The sequence below is a fragment of the Aurantiacibacter rhizosphaerae genome (assembly GCF_009807005.1).
In the GTDB taxonomy this organism is placed as follows: Bacteria; Pseudomonadota; Alphaproteobacteria; order Sphingomonadales; family Sphingomonadaceae; genus Alteraurantiacibacter; species Alteraurantiacibacter rhizosphaerae.
In genome coordinates, this window is the sequence record NZ_WUBR01000002.1 from 754262 (window position 1) to 770722 (window position 16461).

The window sequence follows — 16461 nt, forward strand, 5'->3', positions numbered from 1 at the left end:
CTCTGATCGATGCCTATCTGCCGCCAGCGGCAGAAGCCTGCTCATCCGGCATCACGGAGATGCGCAGCCCCGGACGCGCAGAGAGATAGCGCTGCGCCACTGCCTGCATCTCTGCCGGTGTGGCATCGGCATAATCGCTGTACAGCGATTGCAGGTAGAACGCCCGATTGCGATCGAGTGACGATCCCTGCAACTGATTCAGCCAGAAGGTATGGCCGGTGGAGGAACGCTCTATCCGCAGACGAACAGGTTCCACCACGCGGGCCAACTCATCCGCCGTGGGGCCATTCTCGGCCAGATCGGCGGCAATCGCTTCCGCCTCATCATAAAAAGCGGGCACAAGCGAGGGATCAAGCTGCACCAATGCGAAGATCATTCCGCCGGTATCGCCATCCAATGGCCAGGTGGAGGTGACGAAAGGCGAATAGGCTGCGCCTGCGCGTTCTCGCAAACCGTCCATCAGGCGGATCGAGAAGATCTGGGCCAGCAGATCCAGCTTGCGACTTTGCACCAATCCGGCAGACCCGCCAGCGGTGGGCCATGCGATGACGGCGGCGGCCTGATCGGCATCGCCTTCATGCGTCAGACGCACAGGCCCACTGCCGATTTCGGGGAATTCCAGCGGGCGATTGGCGACATCGGGCGTCAAAGGCATTCGGGGATCGATCGCGCCGAACGTGCGTGACAATGCCTCCACCGTCTGTTCCCGGTCGATATCGCCGAACACGGCCACTTCCACCTGGCCTTGCGACAGCAGGCGGGACCATGTGCGGCGGAAGCCTTCTGCGGTGGCAGCTTCGATCTGTTCGGGCGAAGGCGTTGCAAAACGCGGATCGCGATTGCGCAGCAGCCAGTCCAGATCGCGGTTCAGCACGCCATTGGGATCACGATTGTAGGAATCGTAACCCAGCAGCACGCTGGCCTTTGCCCGCTCGAACGGAGCCGGATCCCAGCCGGGGTTCTGCAATTTTTCCGCAAACAGATACAATTGCGCGGCAAGGTCTTCCTTGCGCGTGCGGCCTTCGAACACGAAGGCGCCATCGTCGATCGCGAAATCGAAGCCCAGCTTGCTGCCCGCGGCGGCACGGTCCAGATCGTTCTGGTCCAGCGTGCCGACGCCGGAATTGATCAGCGCCATCGGGGCAAGATAGGCATACACGGCCTCATCACCATCAAATCCGCGCCAGCCTGCACCAAAGGTGACGCGCACGGTGACCCGGCCCGGCTCGTTATCGCCGCTGTACAGCAAGGCCTGCACGCCGTTGTCGAAGGTCAGCCGCTCTACATCCAGAATACCCAGCGGTTCACGCAGATTTGGCAGAGCGGGCTCACCCACGGGGGGCAGATCGGCGAAATTGATGGCTTCGCCGCTCTCGCGCGCGGTGGTGCTGGCGACGGCGGGCTGTTGAAGCGCGGCGCGCAGGTCTGCCTCATCATCGCCCATGGGATCGGGCGTCAGCATGATCGCCCGGATCACTTCGCCATCGAACATTTCCTGCGTCGCTTCCAGCACCTGCTCCGGCGTGAAGCGTTCACTGATGGATCGGAACACCTCGAGGAAAGTTTCCGGGCTGGCCACGGCTTCGCGGATATCCACGGCCTGCACGATCTGGTCTGCCAGCTGCGAGCCGGCCTGGATGCGCGATTGCTCCACCTGATCGACGAAGGCGACATCGAATTGCGAGACGGCCTGATCGATCTCCACCTGGCTTGGCGGATGGCTGAGCGCATCGGCAATCACGCCGCGCACATCGGCCAGCGCCGCTTCCCAGTTTTCACCGATGGGTGTGATGGCAACGAAGGTGCCATCCACCGTGCGGTTGATCTTTTGCCTGCCAACATTGGCAGCTAGGAAACTGGCCCCGGCGCGCGCGCTGGTTTCCAGGCGACGGTTCACGATGGCGCCTGCCACCTGCACCAGCAGGTTGCGGCGGTTGTATTCAAGATTGTCCACCACCTGCACCCACGGGCGCATGATAGCAAAGGTCAACGCGCGGGTCTGGCCGGGTTCGACGATAACCTTCACCTCGCCCACGGGATTGGCGGGGTCGGCACCTGCCGGGGCTACCGGATCGCCAAAATCGGGCGCGGGCGCGACAGGCCCCTCGCCTTCCCAATCGGCGAAGTTCGCCTCCACGATGCTGGCCAGCACACGCACATCGGCATCGCCAACCAGTACGACGGTGGCGTTTTCCGGGCGATACCAGCGCTCATGAAAGGCCTGCACCGTTTCGGCCGTCGCGCCTTCCAGCGTTTCCACCGTGCCGATGGGGTTGCGGTTGGCAAGGCGTTGTCCGGCAAAGAAGGTTTGCGTCGTGGCTTCCTGAACGCGGCGCGCGGGGCCGGCCTGTTCGCGCCGTTCGGACAACACGATGGGCACGTCCGTCGCCACGTTCTCATCGGAGATGATGGGCTGCGTCACCATGCCGGTGAACAGCCGCACGCTTTCATTGATGCTGGCGCGAGTGGCGTTGGGCAGGTCCAGCTTGTAGACCGTTTGCGTGGGGCTGGTGCTGGCATTGGTATCATACCCCAGGGCCGCACCCTGGCGCTGAAAATGCGGGATCGCCTCACCGGGGCCGAAATAAACCGATTCGCGAAACACCATGTGTTCCAGCAAATGGGCAAAGCCGCGCTCTGCATCGGTCTCGTAAATGGAGCCTGCATCGATGGCCACGCGCAGGCTCATCTGACAGGGCGGAACACCGTTCTTGCGCACCGCGTATTTCACGCCATTGGGCAACTCACCGAACAGCCACTGCTCGTCCACGGGAATATCGGTGCCGCGATAGATCCACGGATCGTCCGGCTGCGCATATTGCGGCGCGTCCTCCGCCGTGGCGGCAATGGTGCAGGCCAGTGGCGACTGCGCCAGTGCAGGAACCGGCAGGAGGATGAGAAACGGGAGAAGAGCGCGAGTGGCGCGTGCGGCGCGCGAGAGTGATGTCATGTTACCTCTTAGGCCAGCAAGCTATGAAGCAAGCGTGAATGGCAGTGTAGAAAGCCTTGCGGCGACAACAGTTTCGCCACCTTGCCGCGCGGCCTTGGGTCACCTACATTTGATGCATGTTCATTGAAACCGAAACCACGCCCAATCCCTCCACGCTGAAATTCCTGCCCGGAAAGCAGGTGATGCCGTCCGGCACACGCGATTTCGCATCGCCGGAGGAGGCGGAGGCCAGCCCGCTGGCGCAGGCGCTGTTCGATACAGGCGAAGTGACCGGGGTTTTCTTCGGCAGCGATTTCGTGTCCGTCACCGCCGCACCCGGCGTCGCTTGGCCAGACCTGAAGCCGCAGATCGTGGCCGTGCTGCTGGATCATTTCGTGTCAGAAGCGCCGCTGTTCACCGGTGGCGATGCAAGCGCCATCTCCGTTCCGGCAGACGCTGACGATGCCGATCTTGGCGATGACGAGGGGACAGAGGAAATCGTGGAGCAGATCAAGGAATTGATCGAAACCCGCGTGCGCCCCGCCGTGGCCAATGATGGCGGCGATATCCGCTATCGCGGCTTCCGTTCCGGCGTGGTCTATCTGCAGATGCAGGGCGCCTGTTCGGGCTGCCCCAGCTCTTCCGCCACGCTGAAGCACGGGATCGAAGGCTTGCTGAAGCACTACGTGCCCGAAGTGCAGGAAGTGCGCGCGGCCTGATTTTTCCCGTCTTGTGAACGATTGGCCACCTGCCGCGTTGGCAGGTGGAACCCTATCTTTCGGAGACAAATCCTTTCATGACCGACGAACTATCCGACGCCGACCTTGACCTGATCTTCCGCGAAGCGCGCAGCTTCAACGGGTGGCATGACAAGGAGGTTTCCGATCAGCAGATCCATGCAATCTACGAACTTCTGAAAATGGGGCCGACCTCGGCCAACCAGCAGCCGGGCCGCTTCGTCTGGTGCAAATCGGAAGAATCGAAGAAACGGCTGGCCGATTGCGTCAGCGATGACAACCGCGACAAGGTGCTGACTGCGCCTGTATGCGTTATTATCGGCTATGACATCGATTTCCACGAGCATCTGCCTTGGCTGTTCCCCCATACGGACGCGAAAAGCTGGTTCGAAGGGGACGAGGAAGGCCGCAAGGAAAGCGCCATGCGCAATTCGGTGCTGCAAGGTGCCTATCTGATGATCGCCGCCCGCTCGCTGGGCCTGGATTGCGGTCCGATGTCGGGCTTTGATGCAGAGGCAACCACGAAGGAATTCTTCGCCGACCAGCCGCAGTATCGCGCCGACTGGCTGTGCTCGATCGGTTACGGTGACAAGAGCACGATCTTCGATCGCAGCCCGCGCCCCGATTTCGATAAATTCAACCAGCTGATCTAGTTCGTCCGACATTGATCTGATTGCCCAACCCTATTAGGCGAAAATCCGTGAGGGTATTGGCAATAGATTGTGCGACAGAGGCGTGTTCGGCAGCCTTGTTCGAAGGAACGAGGCTGCTGGATGGCCGTAGCGAGACGCTGGGCCGCGGCCATGCCGAACGGCTGGTGCCGATGATTGCCGAATTGCCGGACCATGGCCGCGCGGATCGCATCCTGGTATCGCTTGGCCCCGGCAGCTTCACCGGCGTTCGCATCGGCCTTGCCGCCGCGCGCGCACTGGGCCTTGCCTGGGGTGCAGAGGTGCTGGGCTATCCCACCCTACAATTGCTGGCCGCGCGCAGCTGGCAACCAACTCCGCGCGCGGTGACGGTTTGCATGAACGGCGGCCACGGCGAGTTTTTCATCCAGAATTTTGCCGCAGATGGCAGCGCGCAGGATGATGTGCAGTCCCTGCCACCTGAGGCAGCGGCGAAAGCTGCAAGGCACGGCGTTATCGTGGGCAACAGGGCGCAGGCGCTGGCAGACATGCTGGGCGATGGTCGCCTGGCGCTGGATCTAGTGCCCGACGCCAATTACGCCTATCTTCTGCATGACAGCAAACTCACACCAGACCTGACGCCCATCTACGGGCGCGGCCCGGACGCAAAGATTCCGCAGCCACGGCAGCCCCGCGCATGACGGATGCCCTTGATGCAATCATCGCCGTGATGGAGCAGTCCTTCGATTCCCGTTATTCAGAGGCTTGGAACCGCCGCCAGGTTTCGGACTCGCTCGCCCTGCCCAATGTTCATTTCACCCTGATCGATCCTGATGGAACGCAGGATGTGAATCTTGATCAGGTCACCGGCTTTTCACTTACACGGCAAGTACTGGATGAAGAAGAACTGCTGCTGATCGCCGTATTGCCATCGTCGCGCGGCATGGGCGTTGGCAAACAACTGCTGGCAGAGGTTATAGAGCGGGCGCGCGCAAGATCCGTTTCACGAATGTTTCTGGAAATGCGCGACGGAAATCCCGCAGAACATTTATACCGTCGATTCGGCTTTGAGAAGATCGGGCATCGCAAAGGATATTACCGCGGTGCTGTGGGCGGTCCTTTGGATGCGACTACTTTTGCGAAAGATATTTGAAGAATTTCGTAATTTCCGGCCATTGAGAATAAAGTTAACTATTCCACCCAAAGTTTTTTGCCAGCCTCACTACTGAAACCCTTGTGAATAGCGTTTGATCGCGTAAATGCTACTTAACTGCTCCGAAAAGAGGGCGGTTTATAACGGGTCTACAAAATCAGAGGTACAAATGGATAATATAGAAACCGGCGCGAACGAAATGCTGATCACCCTCACAGCAGATATCGTGACCGCCCATGTCGCCAACAGCAATGTTGACGGCGAAACACTGCCTTCCCTCATACAAAATGTTTATGGCGCTCTGGCCACTCTCGGGACAGAAGAAGCCGTTGAAGATCGACCCGAACCCGCCGTATCGGTTCGTGCTTCTGTGAAGAACGATCATCTCGTCTGCCTGGAAGATGGCAAGAAGATGAAGATGCTGAAGCGTCACCTGATGACCGATCACGGCATGACCCCCGAAGACTATCGCGAACGCTGGAATCTGCCCGCCGATTACCCGATGGTTGCGCCCGATTACGCTGAAAAGCGCCGTGAACTGGCCAAGAAGATCGGCCTTGGCCGCAAGCCCGGCCAGAAGCGCGGTCGCAAGAAGGCCAGCTAACAGACTGTAGACGGCTTTTTTGCCGTGCTTGAGTGATGCGCCCCGGACCTTTAAGGTCGCGGGGCGTTTTCATTTTTATGTCGGGAAAAGCCTTGCACCAGCAGATCGACCTTGAAGCCCTTTGTGCCGAGCGCGGCCTGCGCATTACCGATCAGCGCCGCGTCATCGCAAAGGTGCTGTCGGAAAGCACGGACCACCCCGATGTGGAGAAGGTGCACGAACGCGCCAGCGCGGTAGACCCGAAGATTTCCATCGCCACCGTCTATCGCACCGTGCGCCTGTTCGAGGAGGCCGGCATCCTGGATCGCCACGATTTCGGCGATGGCCGCGCCCGATACGAGGCCGCGCCCGAAGCGCATCACGATCACCTGATCGACGTTGAAACGGGCAAGGTCGTGGAATTCGTCGACCCTGAACTGGAAGCCCTGCAAAAACAGATCGCAGAGAAACTGGGGTATCGCCTGGTCGATCATCGCATGGAGCTTTACGCCGTGCGTATCGACCGCGAAGAAAAGGGATAGCGCAGGTGGCAAAGGCCGTGGCCAGTGAGGACCGGCACCGGCCCATCAATCCCCTGGCATATGTGCTGGTGGCGTTTCGGTTGCTGCTGATGCTGGCACTGTTGCTGGTGTGTGTGCCGCTGCATTACCTTTGGCGATTGCTGGGCCTGAACCGCCTGTGGCCGCGCATTTTCCTTTCCGGCATCGGCGCTGTCGCGGGCCTTTCGCTAAGCCGCCACGGCACCCGCGTTCCGGGTGCTCTCTTGCTGTCGAACCATGTCAGCTGGCTGGATATCACCGCGCTATCTCACGCGGCCAATTCCGCCTTCATCGCGCATGACGGGCTGGCTCAGTTCAAATTCCTGAAGTGGCTGTGCAGCATGAACGACACGGTCTTCATCGCCCGGCACAAGCGATCCGATGTCAGCCGCCAGGCCGACCAGATTCGCGAAGCGATGGATCACGGCGCCACGCTGACCCTGTTTCCCGAAGGCACCACCAGCGATGGCACGGATATCCTGCCCTTCAAATCCAGCCTGCTGGGCGCGCTGGAGCCTTTGCCCGAAGACGCCGTGGTGCAGCCGGTGGCGCTGATCTATCGCGATGCTCCAGACGTGAGCTGGGTGGGCGCGGAGCCGGGGCTCGACAATTTCAAGCGCATCCTTGCCCGCCTGCGTCCGGTGCGGCTGGATGTGCATTTCCTGCCGCCGCTGCAGGGTGATGCGCTGGCGAACCGCAAGACCATGACGGCAGCGGCGCACGACGCCGTGGAATACGCGATCAAGGCTGCACGCACCGGCAGCAATTGAACCGCCCGCCCGTTTCGACTAAAGGCGCAGGCCTCATGAAACCGACTGACAATCCCAAGACCTACAGGGTCAAGAGCTTCGGCTGCCAGATGAACGTCTATGATGGCGAACGCATGGCCGAATTGCTGGAAGCCAAGGGCATCGCCCCCGCCGCCGATGGCGAGGAGGCGGATCTTGTGGTGCTGAACACCTGCCACATCCGCGAAAAGGCGACCGAGAAGGTCTATTCCGATATCGGGCGCCTGCAAAAGGCCGGCAAGAAGGTGGGCAAGGACCCGATAATCGCCGTGGCGGGCTGCGTAGCCCAGGCCGAAGGTGAGGAGATCATGGCCCGCGCACCGGCGGTCGGCATGGTTGTGGGCCCGCAGGCCTATCACCGGCTGGGAGACATGCTGGACCGCGCCGTGAAGGGCGAGCGCTCTACCGATACCGACATGCCCGAGGACGCCAAGTTTTCAGCCCTGCCAAAGCGGCGCAAGGTTGCGCCAACCGCGTTCCTGACGGTGCAGGAAGGGTGCGACAAGTTCTGCACCTATTGCGTGGTGCCCTACACCCGCGGTGCGGAAATCTCTCGCCCGTTCAGCCAGTTGGTGGATGAGGCTGCAAAACTGGTGGAAGCCGGCGCCCGCGAAATCACCCTGCTGGGCCAGAATGTGAATGCATGGACCGGTGAGAATGCGAAGGGCCATGCCGTGGGCCTGGACGGATTGATCCGGGAACTGGCCAAGCTGCCGGACCTGCACCGCATCCGCTACACCACCAGCCATCCCAACGACATGACCGACGGCCTGATCGCCGCGCATGGCGAGATCGACAAGCTGATGCCCTATCTGCACCTGCCCGTGCAGAGTGGATCGGACCGCGTGCTGAAAGCCATGAACCGCAGCCACACGGCAGAAAGCTATCTGAAACTGCTGGAACGCTTTCGCCAGGTTCGCCCCGATATCGCGCTGAGCGGCGATTTCATCGTCGGCTTTCCCGGAGAGACCGAGGACGAATTCCAGGAGACGCTGAATATCGTGGACGCGGTGGGCTATGCCGCTGCCTTCAGCTTCAAATACTCGCCCCGCCCCGGCACGCCCGCCGCCACCATGGATGGGCAGGTCCCGCGCGAGGTGATGGACGAACGGCTGCAACGTTTGCAGGCGCATCTTGGCCGCGATCAATATGCCTTCAACAAGGCCAGCGTTGGCAAGACCTGCGATGTACTGATCGAACGCAAGGGCCGCCGCGCGGGGCAGATGCTGGGCAAATCACCCTGGCTGCAATCTGTCTTCTTCGACAGCGACCTGCAGATCGGCGACATGGTTCGGGCCGAACTGGTTCATGCCGGGCCAAGCTCGCTTGAAGGGCGCGTGCTGGAAACTGCCACGGCCTGAGGTGGCCTGACGCGGCCTGAGGCAATTCGCAGTTGCCGCGCTAATCCATATAGGCGCGCACCACTGCGGCAGGCAGGCTGCGTGCCGATGCATCGGGGCTGAGGCCATATAGCGCGCGCAGATAGGCGCGATCGAAACGTGTCATCTCCTCCTCGCCCTCCCCGGCCATGAACGGTGATGTGACGGATGGTGGAACATCGAACACGAAATCATCCGGCATCATGCCCGGCGCCAGCAGTCGCATGGTGGCAAAATCGCTGACGCGTTCCAGATCCATTCCCACCAGCCAATCGGTTTCCATCACCACTGCCCCGCTCACCACCGCCCTGCTGTGGCTTGGCGAGGTGCGCCCCGGTCGGCCGTGGCTATTCACCCTGACACCGACATAGAGCGGGCTTGCCCCGGCTGCGCCCGGCACGGTGGAACTGTGCGCCATCCTGCCGCCCTGCTGAGAACGATCCTCCAGATTGTGCCAAGCCACCACCGGATCGCCGCGCCGCGCCTCTGCCTTTACGCGGGTGCGATTATCGGGTTGCAGGAGGCCGGGCTGCTGTTCTTCCAGCAGGCCGATCAGGTCCGCCGCATCAGCCACCACGAAGATGACGGCATTCGCGCGGCATTTGCCCTCTTCCACATCAAGGCCCGCCTCGCGCGCATTGGCCAGCACCCTTTCGCGCACGAAGGCATTGGCGCGCGATGCCATGCCGGTAACGTGCAGGCACAGCGGGTCCAGAAAGCGGACCAGCGGCTGTGTGCTGCCCCGTTCGCGCATGATCGCATGCACCGTCTCGCGCACATCGGAATCATCCGGCAGATCGCCGCTAACCACGATGTCTCTGCCTTCGGGCGCATCCTGCGCCCCATCCTGCGCCTGTGCGGGCGTGAATGGCACGGCGGTGCACAGCGCGATTGCGGCAAAGGATCGGCGTAAATCCATGGCGTCAGACTATATCGTGTTGCGCCTAAATGCCAATTTCCACCGTCATCTTGCACCCTGTGGCTTGCCACGCGGCGTTCGAGGCTTATCTTCCCAATACCAGCCGCGAAAGGAAACGCCCAAGCTCGCATGGCCCGCAAACCACACCGTGATGACGGCAATCATGCCGCCACGATCGCCCATCCCGAACAGCGACGCGATGCCTCACGGCGCGCTCGGGTAGAGGTTTCGTTCGACGATCAGGCCGTGCTTGGTGCGTTGTTCGGACAATTCGATGCCAACCTTGTGCAGATAGAAAACCGGCTGGGCGTGTTCATCGCGGCCCGCGGGGATACCATCTCCATCGAAGGCACGCAGGATCAGGTCGCCCGCGCGCGCGATGTGCTGATGAAATTGCATGAAAAACTGCTGACCGGGGAAGATATGGATGCAGGCGCCATCGATGCGCTGATCTCCATGTCGGACGAACCCACGCTGGAAGGGATCATCACAGGCGATGCCAAGGTGCCGCCCATCATGATCCGCACCCGCAAGAAAACCATCAGCCCGCGCAGCGCAACGCAGGCCGATTACATGCACCTGCTGGCCAGCCGGGAACTGATTTTCGCGCTGGGTCCGGCAGGAACGGGCAAGACCTATCTGGCCGTCGCGCAGGCCGTAAGCCAGTTGATCACCGGCAGCGTGCAGCGCCTGATCCTGTCACGCCCCGCGGTGGAGGCAGGCGAACGGCTGGGCTTCCTGCCGGGTGACATGAAGGAGAAGGTCGATCCCTATCTTCGCCCGCTTTACGATGCACTGTATGATTGCATGCCGCCCGAACAGGTGGACCGCCGCATTGCCAGCGGAGAGATAGAAATCGCCCCCATCGCCTTCATGCGCGGGCGCACGCTCGCCGATGCCTTCGTGATCCTGGACGAGGCGCAGAACACCACGAAGGAACAGATGAAGATGTTCCTCACCCGCTTTGGCCAGAACAGCCGCATGGTGGTGTGCGGCGATCCGCGCCAGGTGGATATTCCCGGCGGCGACAAGATGAGCGGGCTGGCCGATGCGGTGGAGCGCGTTGAAGGGCTGGAAGGCATCGGCGTTACCCGCTTCACCACGGCAGACGTTGTGCGTCACCCCATCGTCGGGCGCATCGTGGCCGCTTACGAGGGCGACAACGCCGCCTGATCCCGTGGAACTGGAAATCGATATCGAGGACTGGGCTGGCGAGAACTGGCCGCAAGGCGAGTGGCACGCGTTGGCAGAGCGCGTTGCCAATGCGGCGCAGCAGGTGGCGCCCGAACTGGCGAACCCGCGCCTTGTAGCCAGCCTGCTGTTCACCAGCGATGATCGCATTCACGAACTCAACCGTGAATGGCGCCAGCGCGACAAACCTACCAATGTCCTCAGCTTCCCCATGCTGGAGCGCACCGATCTCGTCCATCTGGACCCGGACGATGGCCCGCCCGAAATGCTGGGCGATATCGCCCTTGCCCATGAAACCTGCGCGCGCGAGGCGGAGGCGAAGGGCGCTGCATTGCAGGATCACGCGGCCCATCTGATCCTCCACGGCTTTCTCCACCTGGCCGGTCATGATCACGAAGTATCAGAAGCCGATGCCGATAAAATGGAGGCACTGGAAATTAAGGCGCTTGCACTATTGGGTATCGACAACCCATATAGTGACACCAATTCCTGAACGGAGAAAGTTACAGGGCGATGCCCGATACTGACAGACCTGACGATTCCCAAACCGGAGAATCGGAAAGTAGCAACGGCCTTGGTCAAAATGGAGGCCAGTCCGGTGGATTGTGGAATGCCATCCGCGGCCTTTTTGAAGACCAGGGCGATACCAGCCTGCGCGCACAGCTGGAAGAAGCCATTGACGAGCATGAGGATGAAGCGGCCAATGGCGGCGACAGGTCATCAAAGGGGGACTTGTCCAGCGTCGAACTGACGATGCTGCGCAATTTGCTGCATTTCAGCGAGCATGACGCCGATGATGTGGCCATCCCGCGAAAGGAGATCATCGCGGTGGAGGCTACTGCACCATGGTCTGAAATGGTGGGCCTGTTCGCCGAACACGGTATCTCCCGCATGCCCGTTTATAGGGATCAGCTGGATGATGTGATCGGCATGATGCACCTGAAGGATGTGTTCGCCTATCTGGCCGGTGGCAAGGAACCGCCTGCCGACTGGACCGTGCTGCTGCGCCAGCCGCTGTATGTGCCGCAGGCGCGCGGCGCGCTGGATGTGCTGGCCGACATGCGCCAGCGGCGTGTGCACCTTGCCATCGTGGTGGATGAATTTTCCGGCACCGACGGCATCATCACGATCGAGGATCTGGTCGAGGAAATCGTCGGCGAGATCGAGGATGAGCATGACGAGGCACCGATCGAACAGGTCGTGGCTATCGACGAGGGCGTGTGGGACGCCGATGCCAGCGTTGAGCTGGAAGACGTGGCCAAGGTGGTTGGCGATCCGGCCTTGGCAGAGGTGGAAGAATCGGTGGATACGCTGGGCGGGCTTGCCTTCGTGCTGGCGCAGGAGGTTCCGCAGCCCGGCACCATCCTTACGCACCCCAGCGGCTGGCGGATCGAGGTGACTGCGGGCGATGAAACCCATGTCACGCGCCTGCGCCTCCACAGCCCCTCGCCAAGCAGCGAACTGGACGATATCTGAGGTCAAATCTCTCGCATCGCAGCAATTTTTTTGCATTGCGGCAGAAACATTCCGAAAACCGCCACTTTGCCCTCGACAGGGGCAGCTTTTGAACAGACATTGCCGCCATGCGCAGACTTCCGCCCCTAAGAGCCCTCGAAGCGTTCATCCGCGTTGTGCGCCTGGGTTCCGCGCGTTCTGCCGCCAGCGAACTGGGCCTCAGCCCATCCGCATTGTCCCGGCGGATCAGCAATCTGGAAAGCTTTACCGGGCGCAAGCTGTTCTCCCGCTCTGGCCAGACGATGAAGCTGACGGACGAGGGGCGCACCTTTTACGATGCCGTTGCCCCGCATCTTGAAGCGCTGGCAGCGGCGGTGGAATCGCAGAGCGAGAACCTGCAATTGCTGCGCCTGCGGCTGGGCGTAATGCCCCTGTTCGGCACGCAGCGGTTGTTCCCCCGGCTGAACGAATTGCGCTCCGTCCACCCGCGCCTGCATCTGGATATTGACACCGGCCCGCACCTGATTGACCGTGTTGGTGATACGCTGGATGCTGCCATCGGGCTGATGCAGGATCCCGATCCCACGCTGTATTCCGTACAGCTGGACCAGAACACGGTTCACGCCATCGCCAGCACCCAACTGGCGCAGGAACTGGGCGACACGCCCGATATCGCTCTGCTGGAAAAGCAGACTTTCCTGCTGCACACCGATATGCCGCGCAGTTTCGATGCATGGAAAGCGGCGCTGGGCATGGAAAGGCTGCAGCCATCGGCGGTGGACCATTACGATTCCGGCCAGCTGATCCTGGAAGCCGCGGCGCAGGGCATCGGCATCGCCATGATGCATGACGATCACCTGGCGCGAAATAACGACCCCCGACTGGCGCGGCTGTATGATGTGGAGGTGGAGAGCCCCTACTCATACTGGTTCATCTGCCGCCCCGCCGATCTTGAGGCGCGTCCCGTGCGGATTTTCCACGACTGGATCGTGCAAGCAGGCCTCTAGCATCGCGGGGCGAAATCGTGCATCTTCGGGCAAAGTCAACAAGACTGGTTCAACCTGGGAGGACCGCCCGATGAAACTACTGACTGCCTTTCTTGCCACTGCCGCTGTATCGCTTACCCCCTTCGTTGCCGCGCCTGCTGCCGCGCAGATGCGGGCGCTGAACGATCCCGTTACCGCGCATCCCGATCCTGAAAGCCTGTTCACCAGCGACGATCCCGAACTGCATCGCAACAAGCAGGCGGCGCTGCACATCATGCGCGAATTGCTGCAATGCAATCAGTGGGATCGCGCGGGCGAATGGCTGACCGATCGCTATATCCAGCACAACCCCATGGCCGCATCCGGCTTGGAGGGTGTGATCTATTATTTCACCGAAGTCGCCAAGCGGCCCCGCACAGACGATTGCGGCACGCTGACCAGCCCCATCGTGGACGTGGTGGCCGAAGATGACCTGGTGACCGTGCTGATCAAGCGCGAGGTGCCCTATGCCGATAATCCGGATGAAACCTACACCACCACATGGTTCGACACATGGCGCTTCGTGGATGGCAAGGCGGACGTGCACTGGGATCCGGCAACCCTGCCGCCTGCCCCGCCCCAATCGGCTGCCCCCGCCTCACCAGAGCAGGAATTGGCAGACCGCGCCGCGATAGAGGATCTGATGTGGCGCTATGTCCGCGCGACGGACACGCTGGACGCCGATGCCTATGCCGCCGTCTTCACGCCGGACGGATCGTTCAACACCGTGCAGGGGCACGATGCCTTGCGCGGGATGATCGGTTCGCTGCAGGAAGGCAACGCCGGACGTTTCGCGCGGGGCGAGCTGCCGGGCGCCGGCATGTATCACATCATGTCGAACCAGCAGATCGAGTTCGTCGATGCCGATCACGCCCGCGTTCATTATTACTGGCAGACGCTGTTCGGCGGCGGTGCCGGTGTCGATCCCGCCCCGCGCGTGGCCGCGGTTGGCCGCGGTGTGGATGATGTGGTGCGCGTGGATGGCGAATGGCTGATCAAGACGCGCAACGTGGCCCCGACGGAGGGCTGAACAGCGCCTCCGCCTTCAACGAAAAAGGGGCGCCTCGACGGGCGCCCCTTTTGTTTGATCAGGCGACGGTTGCCTTGGTGATCTTGCCAGGGTTCGCGGGCGGTTCGCCCTTGGGCAGCGCATCGATGTGCTCCATGCCGCTCTCTACCTCGCCCCATACGGTGTACTGGTTATCCAGGAAGCGGGCATCGTCGAACACCACGAAGAACTGCGAGTTGGCGCTGTTCGGGTCCTGCGTGCGGGCCATCGAGCATACGCCGCGCACATGCGGCACATTGCTGAACTCCTGCTTCAGATCGGGCTTGTCCGATCCGCTCATGCCGGTGCCGGTGGGATCGCCGCCCTGCGCCATGAAACCGGGGATCACGCGGTGGAACACCACGCCATCGTAGAAGCCTTCCTTGGCGAGTTCCGTGATGCGGGCCACGTGATTGGGGGCCACATCGCTGCGCAGCTTGATGACGACATCGCCGCCCTTGCCGTCGCCGCAATCGACGGTGAATGTCAGTTTTTCGTCGGCCATATTGAATCTCCTTGAAAAGTTGGGGGCGATCTAGAGGATCATCGGGGCAAAGTCACGGCCCCAAAAACCATGACCGCCCGCAGCGCGCCTTGCTTTTGCAGCCAAGCTGCATAGAGCCTGCAAATCATGGCCGAGAGCGATCTTCACGAACTGGACGGGCAGACCGCCGCGCCCGAAGAGCCCAAGCAGGGCGAAGGCGAGCAGTTCGATGAGGAGAACCGCCTGAAGCCCGAATTCGTGCGGCAGGTGCGCGAGGCGCTGTATGACGAGATCGAGGACAGCGTCTACGATCTGGTAGAACCGCTGCACCCCGCCGACATCGCCGACCTTTTCGAGCTGCTGGAGCGCAAGGAGCGCAACGACCTGGCCGCCGCCATCACCGATCTGATGAGCAGCGACGTGGTGGCGGAGCTGAACGATTACGTTCGTGAGGACATGGTGGAGGCGCTGCCGCCCGAAGCCGTTGCCGAAATCGTCGGCCAGCTGGATACCGACGACGCCGTCCAGCTGATCGAGGATCTGGACGAGATCGACCAGCGCGCCATCCTGGCCGAGGTGCAGGCGGAAGACCGCGCGGTTATCGAAACCGCCCTCGCCTATCCCGAAGAATCCGCCGGGCGCCTGATGCAGCGCGAACTGATCGCGGTGCCCGATTCGATGAGCGTGGGCGACCTTATCGATTACCTGCGCGCCGAAGATCATTTGACGACCGAATTCTGGGAAGTCTTTGTGGTGGACCATCGTTTCCACCCCGTCGGCACGATCCAGCTTTCGTGGATATTGCGCACCCCGCGCTCTGTCGCGCTTACCGATGTGATGAAGCGCGACCAGACGCTGATCCCCGTGGCGATGGACCAGGAAGAGGTAGCCCTGCGCTTCCAGAAATACGCCCTGATCTCCGCCGCCGTGGTGGATGAAAGCGGGCGGCTGGTGGGCCAGCTGACGGTGGACGATATCGTCCACATCATTTCCGAAGAGGCGGGCGAGGATGCCCTGCTGATGAGCGGCGCTGGCGAAGGTGACATTAACGAGCCTTTGCGAGATGCCTATTCCGCCCGCGTGCGCTGGCTGGTGGCCAATTTGGGCACAGCCGTGGTTGCCAGCGCGATCATCGCCTTTTTCGGTGCCGCGATCGAACAATTGGTGGCGCTGGCCATACTGATGCCGATTGTCGCCAGCATCGGCGGCAACGCCGGTACGCAGACGATGGCCGTAACCGTGCGCGCCATCGCCATGAACCAGCTGACCAAGTCCAACACCAAGCGCATCCTGCTGCGAGAGCTGAAGGTGGCGCTGATGAACGGCGCAACCATCGCGGTGCTGATCGGAATTGCCACAGCGGTGCTGTTCACGCCCGAGCTGGGCGCGGTGATTGCGGCGGCCATGATCATCAACATCATCGTGTCTGGCATGGCAGGCGTGATGGTGCCAGTGGCGTTTGAGCGGCTGGATCAGGACCCTGCCGTTGCCAGCAGCGTGTTCGTGACAATGATCACCGATTCGATGGGCTTCTTCGCCTTCCTCGGCCTTGCCGTGGCGGCCGGGCTGGCCGGATAGATC

At 61.6% G+C, this 16461-nt stretch carries 17 protein-coding genes; 14 read left to right on the forward strand and 3 right to left on the reverse strand.

Annotated elements, in window-relative coordinates; translation table 11 throughout:
* Positions 1-13 precede the first annotated feature (13 nt).
* Positions 14-2950, reverse strand: a complete 2937-nt coding sequence (locus GRF63_RS11170) for a M16 family metallopeptidase (RefSeq protein ID WP_160486063.1) — start codon at positions 2948-2950, stop codon at positions 14-16.
* Positions 2951-3066: 116 nt separating this feature from the next.
* Here GRF63_RS11170 and GRF63_RS11175 point away from each other — a divergent pair, with 116 nt between their 5' ends.
* From GRF63_RS11175 to miaB, 8 genes are all read left to right on the forward strand, one after another.
* A complete protein-coding gene (locus GRF63_RS11175) occupies positions 3067-3648 on the forward strand; it encodes a NifU family protein (RefSeq protein WP_160486064.1) in 582 nt (193 codons plus the stop codon).
* A gap of 77 nt (positions 3649-3725) precedes the next feature.
* Complete coding sequence (locus GRF63_RS11180) at positions 3726-4319, forward strand: malonic semialdehyde reductase (protein WP_160486065.1); 594 nt, start codon at positions 3726-3728, stop codon at positions 4317-4319.
* A 47-nt stretch (positions 4320-4366) separates the two neighbouring features.
* Positions 4367-4996 (forward strand): tRNA (adenosine(37)-N6)-threonylcarbamoyltransferase complex dimerization subunit type 1 TsaB, encoded by a 630-nt coding sequence (gene tsaB / locus GRF63_RS11185; RefSeq protein ID WP_160486066.1) that lies wholly within the window; start codon positions 4367-4369, stop codon positions 4994-4996.
* Positions 4993-5448, forward strand: a complete 456-nt coding sequence (locus GRF63_RS11190) for a GNAT family N-acetyltransferase (protein ID WP_160486067.1) — start codon at positions 4993-4995, stop codon at positions 5446-5448. Before tsaB ends, GRF63_RS11190 begins: the two co-directional genes overlap by 4 nt.
* Before the next feature lie 169 nt (positions 5449-5617).
* Complete coding sequence (locus GRF63_RS11195) at positions 5618-6052, forward strand: Ros/MucR family transcriptional regulator (RefSeq protein ID WP_160486068.1); 435 nt, start codon at positions 5618-5620, stop codon at positions 6050-6052.
* A 92-nt stretch (positions 6053-6144) separates the two neighbouring features.
* Positions 6145-6573, forward strand: a complete 429-nt coding sequence (locus GRF63_RS11200; RefSeq protein WP_160486339.1) for a Fur family transcriptional regulator — start codon at positions 6145-6147, stop codon at positions 6571-6573.
* A 5-nt stretch (positions 6574-6578) separates the two neighbouring features.
* Positions 6579-7361 carry a lysophospholipid acyltransferase family protein gene (locus tag GRF63_RS11205; RefSeq protein WP_337189654.1) on the forward strand — a complete coding sequence of 261 codons (783 nt, stop codon included), beginning with the start codon at positions 6579-6581 and terminating at the stop codon, positions 7359-7361.
* Between the two features lie 35 nt (positions 7362-7396).
* Positions 7397-8740, forward strand: a complete 1344-nt coding sequence (miaB, locus tag GRF63_RS11210; RefSeq protein ID WP_160486069.1) for a tRNA (N6-isopentenyl adenosine(37)-C2)-methylthiotransferase MiaB — start codon at positions 7397-7399, stop codon at positions 8738-8740.
* A 40-nt stretch (positions 8741-8780) separates the two neighbouring features.
* On the opposite strand, the gene GRF63_RS11215 is transcribed toward miaB, so the two are convergent.
* The gene (locus GRF63_RS11215) at positions 8781-9677 is read right to left on the reverse strand and encodes a hypothetical protein (RefSeq protein WP_160486070.1); all 897 of its coding nucleotides are present in this window, start codon (positions 9675-9677) and stop codon (positions 8781-8783) included.
* Positions 9678-9806: 129 nt separating this feature from the next.
* Here GRF63_RS11215 and GRF63_RS11220 point away from each other — a divergent pair, with 129 nt between their 5' ends.
* The 5 genes from GRF63_RS11220 to GRF63_RS11240 all read left to right on the forward strand — a co-directional run bounded on the left by GRF63_RS11220 (position 9807) and on the right by GRF63_RS11240 (position 14378).
* Positions 9807-10850, forward strand: a complete 1044-nt coding sequence (locus GRF63_RS11220) for a PhoH family protein (protein WP_160486071.1) — start codon at positions 9807-9809, stop codon at positions 10848-10850.
* A 4-nt stretch (positions 10851-10854) separates the two neighbouring features.
* Positions 10855-11361, forward strand: coding sequence for an rRNA maturation RNase YbeY (gene ybeY, locus GRF63_RS11225; RefSeq protein ID WP_160486072.1), 507 nt, complete (start codon positions 10855-10857; stop codon positions 11359-11361).
* Between the two features lie 20 nt (positions 11362-11381).
* Positions 11382-12344, forward strand: a complete 963-nt coding sequence (locus GRF63_RS11230) for a hemolysin family protein (RefSeq protein ID WP_160486073.1) — start codon at positions 11382-11384, stop codon at positions 12342-12344.
* 107 nt (positions 12345-12451) lie between these two features.
* Positions 12452-13330: a LysR substrate-binding domain-containing protein gene (locus GRF63_RS11235; protein WP_160486074.1), complete on the forward strand. Its 879-nt coding sequence runs from the start codon at positions 12452-12454 to the stop codon at positions 13328-13330.
* Between the two features lie 70 nt (positions 13331-13400).
* Complete coding sequence (locus GRF63_RS11240; RefSeq protein WP_160486075.1) at positions 13401-14378, forward strand: nuclear transport factor 2 family protein; 978 nt, start codon at positions 13401-13403, stop codon at positions 14376-14378.
* A 58-nt stretch (positions 14379-14436) separates the two neighbouring features.
* Here GRF63_RS11240 and GRF63_RS11245 read toward each other — a convergent pair whose 3' ends face one another.
* Positions 14437-14901 carry a peptidylprolyl isomerase gene (locus GRF63_RS11245; RefSeq protein ID WP_160486076.1) on the reverse strand — a complete coding sequence of 155 codons (465 nt, stop codon included), beginning with the start codon at positions 14899-14901 and terminating at the stop codon, positions 14437-14439.
* Positions 14902-15027: 126 nt separating this feature from the next.
* Here GRF63_RS11245 and mgtE point away from each other — a divergent pair, with 126 nt between their 5' ends.
* Positions 15028-16458: a magnesium transporter gene (mgtE, locus tag GRF63_RS11250; RefSeq protein ID WP_160486077.1), complete on the forward strand. Its 1431-nt coding sequence runs from the start codon at positions 15028-15030 to the stop codon at positions 16456-16458.
* Positions 16459-16461: the final 3 nt, after the last annotated feature.